At 75.3% G+C, this 12,225-nt stretch carries 12 protein-coding genes and 1 pseudogene; 6 read left to right on the top strand and 7 right to left on the bottom strand.

The annotated features are described in order from the left end of the window. Positions 1-319: 319 nt before the first annotated feature. Both ABD317_RS26115 and ABD317_RS26110 read right to left on the bottom strand, forming a co-directional pair. A complete protein-coding gene (locus ABD317_RS26115) occupies positions 320-1,669 on the bottom strand; it encodes a carbohydrate-binding protein (protein ID WP_344292541.1) in 1,350 nt (449 codons plus the stop codon). Positions 1,670-1,840: 171 nt separating this feature from the next. Beyond that, positions 1,841-2,815: a LysR family transcriptional regulator gene (locus tag ABD317_RS26110; protein ID WP_344292539.1), complete on the bottom strand. Its 975-nt coding sequence runs from the start codon at positions 2,813-2,815 to the stop codon at positions 1,841-1,843. A gap of 95 nt (positions 2,816-2,910) precedes the next feature. Between ABD317_RS26110 and ABD317_RS26105 the strand changes: the two genes are divergently transcribed. The 4 genes from ABD317_RS26105 to ABD317_RS26090 all read left to right on the top strand — a co-directional run bounded on the left by ABD317_RS26105 (position 2,911) and on the right by ABD317_RS26090 (position 7,632). Then, on the top strand, positions 2,911-3,825 hold the full coding sequence (locus ABD317_RS26105) for a helix-turn-helix domain-containing protein (RefSeq protein WP_344292547.1): 915 nt from the start codon (positions 2,911-2,913) through the stop codon (positions 3,823-3,825). 88 nt (positions 3,826-3,913) lie between these two features. After that, the gene (locus ABD317_RS26100) at positions 3,914-4,771 is read left to right on the top strand and encodes a dioxygenase family protein (RefSeq protein WP_425582439.1); all 858 of its coding nucleotides are present in this window, start codon (positions 3,914-3,916) and stop codon (positions 4,769-4,771) included. 235 nt (positions 4,772-5,006) lie between these two features. Next, positions 5,007-7,070: a discoidin domain-containing protein gene (locus ABD317_RS26095; RefSeq protein ID WP_344292537.1), complete on the top strand. Its 2,064-nt coding sequence runs from the start codon at positions 5,007-5,009 to the stop codon at positions 7,068-7,070. 31 nt (positions 7,071-7,101) lie between these two features. Next, entirely contained in the window at positions 7,102-7,632 is a 531-nt protein-coding gene (locus ABD317_RS26090) for an NUDIX hydrolase family protein (RefSeq protein ID WP_344292543.1), read from the top strand. A gap of 69 nt (positions 7,633-7,701) precedes the next feature. Here the strand turns inward: ABD317_RS26090 and ABD317_RS26085 are convergent, their stop codons facing one another. The 5 genes and pseudogenes from ABD317_RS26085 to ABD317_RS26065 form a co-directional block, all read right to left on the bottom strand. Continuing rightward, positions 7,702-8,733: a glutathione S-transferase family protein gene (locus ABD317_RS26085; RefSeq protein ID WP_344292535.1), complete on the bottom strand. Its 1,032-nt coding sequence runs from the start codon at positions 8,731-8,733 to the stop codon at positions 7,702-7,704. A 108-nt stretch (positions 8,734-8,841) separates the two neighbouring features. Next, the gene (locus ABD317_RS26080; RefSeq protein ID WP_344292533.1) at positions 8,842-9,642 is read right to left on the bottom strand and encodes a GNAT family N-acetyltransferase; all 801 of its coding nucleotides are present in this window, start codon (positions 9,640-9,642) and stop codon (positions 8,842-8,844) included. Between the two features lie 11 nt (positions 9,643-9,653). Further along, positions 9,654-10,220: pseudogene (locus ABD317_RS26075) on the bottom strand (dienelactone hydrolase family protein); the annotation flags it as partial. Between the two features lie 68 nt (positions 10,221-10,288). Next, positions 10,289-10,567 carry a hypothetical protein gene (locus ABD317_RS26070; RefSeq protein ID WP_344292531.1) on the bottom strand — a complete coding sequence of 93 codons (279 nt, stop codon included), beginning with the start codon at positions 10,565-10,567 and terminating at the stop codon, positions 10,289-10,291. Between the two features lie 3 nt (positions 10,568-10,570). Further along, the gene (locus tag ABD317_RS26065) at positions 10,571-11,047 is read right to left on the bottom strand and encodes a hypothetical protein (protein ID WP_344292529.1); all 477 of its coding nucleotides are present in this window, start codon (positions 11,045-11,047) and stop codon (positions 10,571-10,573) included. Between the two features lie 80 nt (positions 11,048-11,127). On the opposite strand from ABD317_RS26065, the gene ABD317_RS26060 reads away from it, so the two are divergent. Then, positions 11,128-11,469 (top strand): helix-turn-helix transcriptional regulator, encoded by a 342-nt coding sequence (locus ABD317_RS26060; RefSeq protein WP_027751737.1) that lies wholly within the window; start codon positions 11,128-11,130, stop codon positions 11,467-11,469. Then, a complete protein-coding gene (locus tag ABD317_RS26055) occupies positions 11,466-12,218 on the top strand; it encodes a permease prefix domain 1-containing protein (protein WP_344292525.1) in 753 nt (250 codons plus the stop codon). Before ABD317_RS26060 ends, ABD317_RS26055 begins: the two co-directional genes overlap by 4 nt. The last annotated feature ends 7 nt before the right edge of the window (positions 12,219-12,225 follow it).

Raw genomic sequence — 12,225 nt, 5'->3', positions numbered from 1 at the left:
CCGCCTGCCCGCTCTGCCCGCACTCGTCGGCCACGCTGCATCCCCCCGGATCCTCGGTCCCCGGCGTCCGCGCCGGTCGGCGGCCCCATGGTAGAGCCTGCCCGGGCGGCGCAGGCGGCTGCCCCCGAAGGCCGGGCCGGGGCGCCAACGCCCCGCCCGGGCAGCGGAGTCGGCACGGGCCGCCGGCGCGGCCGGCGGGGGTCGCGGCACGGCCGGAGGGCACACCCCCAGGGGCCCTCCGGCCGCATACCGCCGCGGCGTCCTCATCCCCTTGTCGGCCGGACCGTGCGGTGCCGCGGTGGTGCCGTCCTGCCCTCGGTCAGACGGCCTGCCACAGCGCCGGCACGTTCGGCGGCTCCCATCCCGGCAGGGCCTGGTGGGACTGGAGGCACCGATAGCTGGTCCCGCCGTACGTGACGGTGTCGCCGGCCTGGTAGACGGTGCCCGCGGCCCAGGTGCCGCCGGGCGGGTCGGTGGGCGGGTCGGTCCCGCCGTCGTCGGTCGTGGTCAGGGTCAGACCGTAGACCTGCAGGGCCGCGTTCACGGGCTGGAAGTACGTGGTGCCGCCGCTGCGGCAGTTGCCGGAGCCGCCGGAGGTCATGCCCTGGGCCTGGGTGCCCGAGATGAACGAGCCGCCGGAGTCGCCGGGTTCGGCGCACACGTTGGTGCGGGTCACCGGGCTGACGGTGCCCTGCGGATAGGTGACGCTGGTGTTGCGCTGCTGGATGGTGCCGCAGTGCCAGCCCGTGGTGGAGCCGGACCGGCACACCGACGCGCGCTCGACGGCCTCGGTGGAGCCCTCGACCTGCTTGGTGCCGGTGCCGTAGCCGTTGACCGTCGGGGTGGCGTTCCACTGGCTGTTCACGCCGACCCAGGCGTAGTCGCGGCCGGGGAAGGTCGAGCCCTGGAAGCTGCCCTGGGCCTGCCGGTTGACGCCGGTGGTGGTCTGGCCCGTACGGCCGCAGTGGCCGGCGGTGACGAAGCCCTCCTGGCCGCCGCCGCGGGTCACCGAGAAGCCGACGGAGCAGCGGCTGCCGGAGCCGATGTAGTAGGCGTCGCCGCCGACGACGTCCGCGTAGGTGCGGGGCTTCTCGTGGGACCGCCGGATCGTCAGCAGGCTCTCGTCGACGCCGGCCGCGGCGGCGAAGCGTTCGGCCGCCGCGGGTCTGGAGGTGTGCAGCACCACGCGGTTGGCGGCGGTGTCCACGTACCAGACGGGCACGTGGGCGGGCGAGGAGCGGTGGGCGACCCGGTCCAGGTCCGCCTTGGCCGCGTCGAGTGCGGCGAGGCTGTGGTCGACGACCTTCGCCCGGGCTCCTTCGTCGGTGATCCTCCGCGCCTCGGCGGCGTCGGTCGTCGCCACCACGACATCGGCGGAGGTCTTGCCCGACACCCACGCTCCCCCGTAGCTGCGGCCCAGTGACAGCCGCAGCGTGCCGGCGACGGCACCGGCCTCGCTCTCGTTGGCCAGCCGCGTCTTCGCCTGCGACGCGGTGAGGCCGAGGTCCCGCTGCATCGCCTTGAGCAGGCCCGGGGAGTACTGCCCCGAGGCCGAGTCGGGCGTGCCCGGGGAGTCGGATCCGAAGGCCGCTCCCTGGAGCCCGGCCAGGACGAGCGCGCCGACGGCGACGGTGGCGCCGGCCGCGCCCATGACCCGTTTGTGGAGCATGGAAGTCTCCTTGGTTTCGTGATTACGGCGAAACCGTAGCCATGGGCACGTCAGGTCGGCAGATACCAGTCCGCCCTTGCCATCGCGTTATGGAACGCCCCGCGCCGGTGCGCTCGCGGAGGTCGGGGGCCCGCGGGACGGCCGGGGGGCGGCCCGGCGCGGCCGGGGACGTCAGACGGCGACCGGGGCGGGCGCGGTGCCGAAGTCCGGGTGCGCCTGGAGCCATTCGCGGTAGCTGCGGCTGCGCCGGGCCGCCTCGGCGTGCGCGGCGCGGGCGTAGCCGGTGGCCGCCGAGGCCGTGACCGCCGCCGGCGACTCCGGGTGCCAGCCGATGAGGTGCCGCCAGCTCAGCGGGTGGCCGGCGAGCGGCCGGGTGGCCAGCCCGGGGGTGGGCGGAAACGTCGCCCGGCACAGCCCCACCGCCCGTCCGACCTGGGCGAGATGGACGCAGGAGGCGCTGTCGGTCTCGTACACGGAGGCGGGCGTGAACCCGGCGCGGACGCAGGCCGCGGCGAAGCAGTCGCCGAAGCAGCCGTCGCCCGGGACGTCGGTCCAGTGCTCTCCGGCCAGGTCGCGCAGGTCGATCCGGCGGCGCTCCGCGAGCGGGTGCGCGGCGGCGAGCATGACGAAGACGGGGTCCGTGCCGACGGTCTGCCAGACGAGCCGCTCGGTCTGCGGGGGCCGGCTGTCGCCGCAGACGCCGATCAGCGCGAAGTCCAGCCGCCCCTCGGCGACCATGCCGGCCAGTTCGCGCACGGACCAGGCGGTGTACGCCGTCACCGGGGTTGCCGGGTGCGCGGTGGCGACCCGGTCGATGAGGCCGCCGAGCAGCGGGCCGTGGGTGCCGCCGAGCCGGAAGCGCGGCATGCCGCCCCACGCCCGGGCGAACCGCACGGCGTCCCGCTGCAGTTCGAGTACACCGGGCAGCAGCACCCGGGCCCGGTCGAGGACGAGTTCGCCGAGCGCCGTGGGGCGCACGCCGTGCCTGCCGCGGTCGAAGAGCGGGCCGCCGAGTGAGCGCTCGATGCGCTTCAGCTGTGCGCTGAGCGCCGGCTGGGCGAGCCCGAGCGCGGTGGCGGCCCGGGTGAGGCTGCCCTCCTCGGCGATGGCCCGAATGGTCTTCAGGTGCCGCAACTCCAGGTCCATGCGGTCAGCTTGCGGTCCTGTGGCGGCCCCGGCAACCTTTTGGTCCGGACCAATGTCGAGGAGGGTGAGACGACGTGTCCGCTGACCCCGTCCCCATGCACCGGCTGGAGGTCCCCGCCCCGGAGGTCCTCCCCTTCGCCATCGGGTCGTTCGACTCGATCGGCCCGCTGTCGCGCGCCGGCTTCCCGCACCGGCACACGTTCCACGAGATCGTCTACGTCCGCGCCGGCCGCGGCCACCACGTGGTCGACCAGCGCAGCTGGCCGATCACCCCGCCGCACCTCGGCATCGTCACCCCGGGACAGGTGCACCACTGGGAGCGGGCGGCGGGCCTCGACGGCCATGTGATGATCTTCACCGAGGACTTCCTGCTGCCCACCCCCGGGGACCGGGACCGGCTGCGCGAGCTGTCCCGGGTCTCCTGGCTGAGCCCCGACCGGCGGTCGGCCGGGATCCTCGCCGCGCTCTTCGCGGAGATGACCCGGGAGTACGCCGGCCGGGCCCCCGGCTTCATCAGCGTGCTGCAGTCGTACCTGCACGTCCTGCTGATCCGGGCGGACCGGCTGTCCCGGACGGCCGGTACGGCGCCCGAGAGCGGCGACGGCACCGCGGGACCGCCGGCGGGGCGGGCGGCGGAGATCGCCCGGCGGTTCGACCGGCTGCTGGCCGAACCCGGGCCGGCGGTGGCCGGGTTGTCCGTGCGCGGCTGCGCGGCGAGCGTGGGCGTGTCGGTGGGCTACCTCAACGAGGCGGTCAAGCGGGCCACCGGGCTCACCCCGGGACATCTGATCAGGCAGGCGCAGGCCCGCGAGGCCAAGCGGCTGCTGGCCGCCACCGACCTGACCGTACGCCAGGTCGCCCGGCTGGCCGGCTTCTCCGACCCCGCGTACTTCAGCCGCTTCTTCCGCCGGGAGACCGGCAGCAGCCCCGGCGACTTCCGCCGCGGCAGCCGTGCGGATCACCACGATCGCCGGATTCTGTCCATCGACTGCCCCGGCACGCCCGAATAGCGTCACTGGCACCCCGCCGCGGCGTCACCACGCCGATCCGGACGCGGGGCTCACGACCCCACTCCCCCGACCGAGGAGCCGTGATGCCGTGACCGAACAGGACAGGCAGGACAACCGGGACACGTCCGCACCGGACGAGTCCGCACAGCCGCAGGAGAAGTCCGGGATCCGCCGCAAGTCCCTGCTCAAGGCCGCGCTCGTCGCCGCGCCGCTGCCGCTGCTCGTCGGCGGCGCCGCGCCGGTACTCGCCCGCGACCAGGCGCGGCAGGGCCGGGTGCTGACCCCGACGCCGGAGGCGTGCGACCCCGGGGACCCGCCGACCAGGCAGCAGACCGAGGGCCCGTACTTCAGGCCCAACTCCCCGCGGCGCACGTCGCTGGTGGAGCCGGGCACGCCGGGCACCCGGCTGACCGTGACCGGGTACGTCTTCGGGCTCACCTGCCGGCCCGTCCCGGACGCGCTGCTGGACTTCTGGCAGGCGGACGTGAACGGCGCGTACGACAACACCGGCTACCGCTTCCGCGGCCACCAGTACAGCGACGCGCAGGGCAGGTTCAGCCTGCAGACGATCGTGCCGGGCCTGTACCCGGGCCGCACCCGCCACATCCACGTCAAGGTGCAGGCGCCGGACAACCCGGTCCTGACGACGCAGCTGTACTTCCCGAACGAGCCGCGCAACAACACCGACACGATCTTCCACCCGTCGCTGCTCATGACGGTGCGGGACGTGGGCTCGGGCCGGGAGGGCAGCTTCGACTTCGTGCTGAACGTCCGGCAGGACCCGGACCCGCCGGACCCGCCCGGGGGCACCTGGGCCGCCGGCACGTCGTACCGGCCGGGCGACACGGTCACGTACGGCGGCGCCACCTACCGCTGCCTCCAGGGGCACACGGCCGCCCCGGGCTGGGAGCCGCCGAACGTGCCCGCGCTCTGGCAGGCCGTCTGAGTCCGCGGCCGGGCCGCGCCCCGGTCCGGCCGCCCGCCGACCCGCACCGCCGCGGCACCCGGGGCCCACCTCCCCGGGCCGCGGCGGCGCGGCTGCACCCGCTCCGGAACCGTCCGGAACCGTCCGGAAAGCGCTCCCCCCATGTCTTGACGGGGTGTCAATCCGCGGCGATCCTCTGGTTACTCAGCCGTAGGAATGCTCCTCACCCTGACGCGCCACCGGAGGCGGGACCCCCATGACCCGACAGCCGCATCTGCGCAAGGCCGGTCTGATCACCCTCGTCGCGGTCCTCTTCGCCGCCCTGACGGCACTCGGCACCGGCCCGGGTGCCGCCGCCGCGGCGAGCGACTGGTGGGAGCCCGTCGCCCGGCCCGCCCCGGACTCCCAGGTGAACGTCACCGGCGAGCCGTTCCGCGGCACGGACGCCGAGGGCGACGTCCGCGGCTTCGTCGACGCGCACAACCACCTGATGTCGAACGAGGGCTTCGGCGGCCGGCTCATCTGCGGCGAGCCGTTCTCCCGGCAGGGCGTCGCCGAGGCGCTGAAGGACTGCCCCGAGCACTACCCCGACGGCGCGCTCGCCCTCTTCGAGAACATCACCGGCGGCGCCGACGGCCACCACGACCCGGTCGGCTGGCCGACGTTCGGGCACTGGCCGGCCCACGACTCGCTCAGCCACCAGCAGAACTACTACGCCTGGCTGGAGCGCGCCTGGCGCGGCGGGCAGCGGATCCTGGTGCAGGACCTGGTCACCAACGGCCTGCTCTGCTCGGTCTACCCGGCAAAGGACCGCGGCTGCGACGAGATGGACTCCATCCGGCTGCAGGCCGAGAAGACGTACGAGATGCAGGACTACGTCGACGCGATGTACGGCGGCCCCGGCCGCGGCTGGTTCCGCATCGTCACCGACGCCGCGCAGGCGCGCGCGGTGGTCGCCGAGGGCAAGCTCGCCGTGGTGCTGGGCGTGGAGACCTCCGAGCCGTTCGGCTGCAAGCAGGTGCTCGGCATCGCGCAGTGCGACCGGGGCGACATCGACCGCGGCCTGGACGAGCTGTACGGCATGGGCGTGCGCAGCATGTTCCTGTGCCACAAGTTCGACAACGCGCTGTGCGGCGTGCGCTTCGACTCCGGCACCATCGGCGCGGCGGTGAACATCGGGCAGTTCCTGTCCACCGGCACCTTCTGGACCACGGAGGAGTGCACCGGCCCGCAGCAGGACAACCCCATCGGGCTGGCCGACCCGCCCACCGAGGCGGAGGACCTGCTGCCCGCCGGGGTCTCCGTCCCGTCGTACGACTCCCAGGCCCGGTGCAACACCCGCGGGCTGAGCGGGCTGGGCGAGTACGCGGTACGCGGGATGATGGACCGCGGCATGATGCTGGAGCTGGACCACATGAGCGTCAAGGCGGCGGGCCGGGCGCTGGACATCCTGGAGTCGGAGTCGTATCCGGGCGTCCTCTCCAGCCACAGCTGGATGGACCCGGACTGGACCGAGCGGCTGTACCGCCTCGGCGGCTTCGTCGCCCAGTACATGAACCCGGCCGAGGACTTCGTCGAGCAGGGGCGGCGCGACGCCGGGCTGCGCGACAAGTACGGCGCCGGGTACGGCTACGGCACCGACATGAACGGCGTCGGCGGCTGGCCCGCGCCCCGCGGCGCGGACGCCCCGGACCCGGTCGAGTACCCGTTCACCAGCGCCGACGGCGGCTCGGTCCTCGACCGGCAGGTCACCGGCGAACGCACCTGGGACTTCAACACCGACGGCGGCGCGCACGCGGGCCTCGTCCCGGACTGGATCGAGCAGATGCGGCGGCACGGCGGCGGCGACGTGGTCGAGGACCTGCTGGCCGGGGCCGAGTCGTACCTGACCACCTGGGGCGCCACCCAGGCGCACGAGGCGCCGGCGAACCTCGCCGCCGGGGCCGCCGCCACGGCCAGCTCCACCGAGTTCAGCCTGTTCACGAGCTACGCCCCGCCCCGCGCCGTGGACGGCGACCGCGGCACCCGCTGGGCCAGCGACTGGAGCGACGACCAGTGGCTGCGGCTCGACCTCGGCGAGAGCCGCCGGATCGCGCGGGTCACGCTGGACTGGGAGCGGGCGTACGGCAGCGCCTACCGCGTCGAGGTCTCCGCCGACGGCGGCGCCTGGCGCACGGTGTGGGCGACGGAGGCCGGGAACGGCGGGCTCGACACCGCGCTGTTCGACCCGGTCGACGCGCGGTATGTCCGCATCGTCGGGGTTCAGCGGGGCACGGAGCACGGCTACTCGCTCTACGAGGTCGGCATCCACGGCCGGTGAGGGTTCGGCGTAAGATCGGCCAATGGCTGACTTGACCGAAACCACACCCGGCTGGCTGGCTCCCGAGGAGCTGGAGTCGGCGCGCGCACGGATGCCGGTCCTCTACGTCGACGCGGTGCCCGTCCGCGTCGACGACCGGGGCGAGGTCACGCACGTCGGCCTGCTGCTGCGGATCGGCCCGGACGGGGCGGTGAGCCGGGCGCTCGTCTCCGGCCGGGTGCTGCACCACGAGCGGGTCAGGGACGCGCTGCTGCGGCATCTGGAGAAGGACCTCGGTCCGGTGGCGCTGCCACGGGTGCCGGCGTCGCCGCAGCCGTTCACGATCGCCGAGTACTTCCCGACGCACGGCATCACCCCGTACCACGACCCGCGGCAGCACGCGGTGTCGCTGGCGTACGTCGTGCCGGTGGCGGGCGACTGCCGGCCGCGGCAGGACGCGCTGGACTTCGTGTGGTTCACGCCGCAGGAGGCGGCGTCGGCGGTCGTGCAGCAGGAGATGCCCGGCGGTCACGGCCATCTGCTGAAGCAGGCGCTCGCACACGTGGGGTACGTCGCCTCCTGAACGCGGCGCGCACCGCCGCCGCTCCGGCCGACGGGGTCAGCGGTGGGCGCGGGCCCGGGCGGCGTCGGGTCAGGGGCGGCCGACGGCGGGGATGCGTTCGGCCTCGGGCGGGGGGCCCGGCGGGGTGCCGTCGCCGAACGGGCGGCCGCGCAGCTGCTCGCGGTGGTGCGGGGTGAGCCAGGCGGACAGGTCGGGCCCGGCGGGGACGATACCGGTGGGGTTGATGCCCGTGTGGACCTCGTAGTAGTGCCGCTTGATGTGGTCGAAGTCGACCGTGTCCCCGAAGCCGGGCGTCTGGTACAGGTCGCGGACGTACGCCCAGAGCACCGGGTCTTCCGCGATCTTGTTGCGGTTGCACTTGAAGTGGCCCTGGTAGACGGGGTCGAAGCGGACCAGGGTGGTGAACAGCCGGATGTCGGCCTCGGTGAGGGTCTCGCCCACCAGGTAGCGGCGGTCGGACAGCCGCGCGGACAGCTCGTCCAGCCGCCGGAACACGTCGCGGTACGCGCCCTCGTACTCGTCCTGGCCGGTGGCGAAACCGGCCCGGTAGACGCCGTTGTTGACGTCCCGGTAGACGCCGTCCATCACCTCGTCGATCTCGTCGCGCAGCGCCTCGGGGTACAGGTCGGGCGCGCCGTCGCGGTGCAGGGCGGTCCACTCGGTGGCGAAGTCCAGCGTGATCTGCTGGAAGTCGTTGGTGACGAGCTTGCCGCTGGGCACGTCGACGATCGCCGGCACGCTGACGCCGCCGGGGTAGCCGGTCTCGCGCGCGTCGTACGCCTCGCTGAGGAAGCGGATGCCCAGCACCGGGTCGCGGCCGCCGGGGTCGAGCGTGAAGCGCCAGCTGCGGTCGTCCTGGATCGGGTCGGTGACGCCGACGGAGAGCGCGGACTCCAGGCCGAGCAGCCGCCGGGAGATCAGCGTGCGGTTCGCCCAGGGGCAGGCGCGGCTGACCACGAGCCGGTAGCGCCCGGCCGCGACGGGCCAGCCGTCCTCGCCGGCCGCGGTGATCCGGTCGGCGAAGTGGCTGCGGGAGCGCTTGAAGCGCTTCCTGCCGTACTCCGTATTGCCCTGCCCTGCCCCGTCGAGCTCGCTGCTCATCGCCGGCCCCTTCGTCGCCGTCCGACACCACCGCGTCCATTGTCCGGTGCGCGCCCGCCCGGTGTCAGGCGATGCGCCGCGCGCCGGGCGCGTCGCAGCGCGGCCGGATCAGGGCTGTGCCGCGCCGGTGCGGTAGTGGTACGTGCACACCTCGCGGAAGCCGGCGCGCCGGTAGAGCCGCAGCGCCGCCGGGTTGTCGCGCTCCACCTGGAGGTACAGGTGCGTCGCGCCGTGCGCCCCGGCCCAGCCGGCCAGGGCGCCGAGCAGGCGCCCGCCCGCGCCCCTCCCCCGCGCCGCGGGCAGCGTGTGGCCATGGCGAACACGCCGGCCCAGCCGGTGTCGGCGACCGCGCGGCCCACCGCCACCGTCGCGCCGCCGTCCAGCACCCGGGCGTACGCGGACGGGCCCGTGACCCGGTCGAGCAGGGCCCGGGCGCCGGCGGGGCCGCCGCCCGGGCCGTGGACGGCGTGCCAGACGTCGGACCACGCGCCGCCCGGGCGGTCGTCGACCCGTACCCGCAGCCCGTCGCCCGCCCGCTGCCGCCGCGACCTGCAGCGAGACCGGGTTCGCGCGGTGGTAGCCGCGGCCGGCCAGCAGGTCGTCGAGCCCGGCGGGGCACGCGGGCGGGGTGATCTGGAACCGTGCCGCCGCGCCGTGCCCGGCGTAGAACTCCTCGGCCCGCGCCACCCGCCGCGCCAGCTCCGCCCGGTCCACCCGGTCCGCGGGGCCGCCCGGCCCGTGCGGCAGCACCGAGGCCACCCACCAGGAGCTGCCGGGGTCGTACCGCAGCCACCAGCCGCCCTCGTACGCGACCTGCCGCGCGGGCAGGGCCCGCGCGGCCCGCTCCTGCAGGCCCCGGACGGCCCCGGGCGCGGCGGCGGGGGCGCCGCCGGGGGCCGCGGCGCACACGGCCGCCGCTCCGCGAGGAACGCGAGCACCCTCTCGGTGAGCAGCGCGGCGGCGGCCGGGTCGTACGACGGGAGGGTGGAGTCGGCGAAGTAGTGCTCGTCGCCGGGGTAGAGGAACAGCTCCCGGTCCGCGGCACCGGCCACCAGCTCGCGCGCCGCGTCGAGGTCGCCCTCGCCGGCGAAGAGGGGATCGTCGGCCTTGCCGTGCACCTGCACCGGTACGCCCTCGGGCCAGGCGGGGCCGAACTCGGCCACCGGGACGCAGGAGTAGAAGAGCAGCGCTCCCCGCGCTCCGGCGCGGGTCTGGGCCAGGCGCTGAGCGGGCAGCACGCCGAGCGAGAAGCCCGCGTACACGACCTCGGCGGGCAGCGCGTCGGCCGCACGGACACCGCGAGCGGCCACCTCGCCGAAGCCGATCCCGGCGACGTGCGCCATCCCCTCCTCCAGGGATCCGAAGGTGCGGCCCTCGAAGAGGTCGGGCGTGTGGACGGTGTGCCCCGCACGGCGCAGCTCGTCGGCGAAGGCGAGGACGCCGGGGGTGAGCCCCAGCGCATGGTGGAAGAGCACGGTCTCGGCCATGGTGACGCCTCCGCTCGCGGACGCGGATCGGATCTTCCGGGCACTCTAGATCGCCCGGAGGGCGCCGTTCAACGGATGTCCGCGGGGCGGCGGCGGTGTGCACCACGGCGGTGCCGGCGCAGCACCAGCAGGCCGCCGACGCCGGGGATGACCGACCGCGACCGGGTGCCGCGGGTGGTGTTCACCGGCGTCGTCGCCCAGGTGAGCGCGATGACCGTCAGGTAGGCGGTGCCGTGCAGGGGGCCGCCGAGCGAGGAGACGGCCTCGGTGTGCACGGTGAACAGGTTGACCAGCAGGGCCGCGAGCGTGACCAGCTCGACGGCGGCGGCGATCCGCAGGGCGCGCACGGTTCACGCCCCCGTGGTGGAGCCGGGGCGGACGATCATCAGCACGACGACGACCGCCCACAGCAGGTTGAAGACCCCGGTGAGCATGCCGAGCCGGGTCGCCGCCGGGCGCAGGCCGTCGTCCGCCGCGGCGGGGGCGTCGCCGGCCGTGCGGGCGAGGAGGCGCTGCTGGCCGGGCAGGATCGCGAGCGCGAGCAGGGCCGCGGCGCCGGCCGTCAGCGCGATCGAGGCGAGCAGCCAGGCGTCGGTCAGCACCCCGAGCTGGGCGCCGGTGGCCAGGCCGAAGGCGGGGACGGCGAGGCCCACGACCGCGTACGCGCGGCAGACGCGGTGCAGGAACGCGGCGGTCCCGCCGCGGTGCGCGGGGTCTGCGGCGGCCGACTCCCGCACGATCCGCGGGAAGACCGACGCCGCCACGGCGATCGGTCCGACGGCCAGGATCGCCGCCAGCACGTGTACGGACAGCAGGAACTTCGTCACCGCACCCTCCGAGAGTAGCTCACCTATATATTGGCTACCAATACATAGCACACCAACAACAGGAGGTAGGGTGGGCTTCCATGAGAGGCGATCCGGTACGCGGGCACCTGGACGGACTGCTGCTCGCCGCGCTCGAAGACGGCCCCCTGCACGGCTACGCGATCATCACCGCCGTGCAGCAGCGCAGCGCGGGCACGCTGGAGCTGCGTACGGGCACGGTCTACCCGGCCCTGAACCGGCTGGAGCGGGCGGGCCTGCTGCGCAGCAGCTGGGAGTCGGTGGGCGAGCGGCGGCGGCGCTGCTACGCGCTGACCGACGCGGGCCGGCGGGCCCTGGCCGACGAGCGCACCGCCTGGCGGGAGTTCACCAGCGCGATCGGCTCGGTCCTGGACCCGGCCCGGGCGCCGAGGCCGGCGACGTGACGGCCCGCGGCCCCCGCGCGCCCCGCGGCCCGGACAGCGGCGCCGATACCGGCACCGGCGCCGCGGGCGCGTCCGGTCCGGCTCCCGGCTCCCCGGCGCGTACCGCGGTCGACGACCACCTCGCCGCCCTGGACGCCGCGCTGTCCGGGCCCGCACGCGCCAAGTCCCGGATGCTCGCGGAGGTACGCGACGGGCTCGCCGACGCCGCCGTCGCGCACGCGGACGCCGGCGCGCCCACCCGGGCCGACGCGGCGGCCCGGGCGGTGCGCGACTTCGGCACCGTCGAGGAGGTCGGCCCCGCGTTCCAGCGGGAGCTGACCATCGTCCAAGCCCGGCAGACCGCCCGGATCGTCGCGCTGATCGTCCCGTTCCTGATGGCCTGCTGGTACCTGGCCGGGGTCACCGCCGACGACGCCGGCGGGCGGCTGCCCGCGCCCGTGCACGTGCTCGCGGCCAACCTCGGCGGTCTCGCCGCGCTGACCGCGCTGCTCGCCGCCGGGTCGCTGGCCGCCACCGGCGCCCTGTCCCGCCGGCTGGCCACCCCGCGGCGGCTGCCACTCGTGGTGGCCTGGACCGGCACCACCGCGGCCGTGGCGCTCGCGGTCAGCGCGCTCACGCTCAGCGCCGGCGCGGTGCTGGCGCAGGACTGGCCGGTCAGCGCGCTGGCCGGGGTGCTCACCCTGGTCGCGCACACCCGGCTGGCCGCCTCCGCCCGCGCCTGCCGCCGCTGCGCGCTGCTGGCCCGCTGACGCACCG

The organism is Streptomyces synnematoformans (assembly GCF_039531005.1).
In the GTDB taxonomy this organism is placed as follows: domain Bacteria; phylum Actinomycetota; class Actinomycetes; order Streptomycetales; family Streptomycetaceae; genus Streptomyces; species Streptomyces synnematoformans.
Note: the sequence above shows the minus strand (reverse complement) of the source record. Positions and strands in the feature narration are given on the sequence as shown.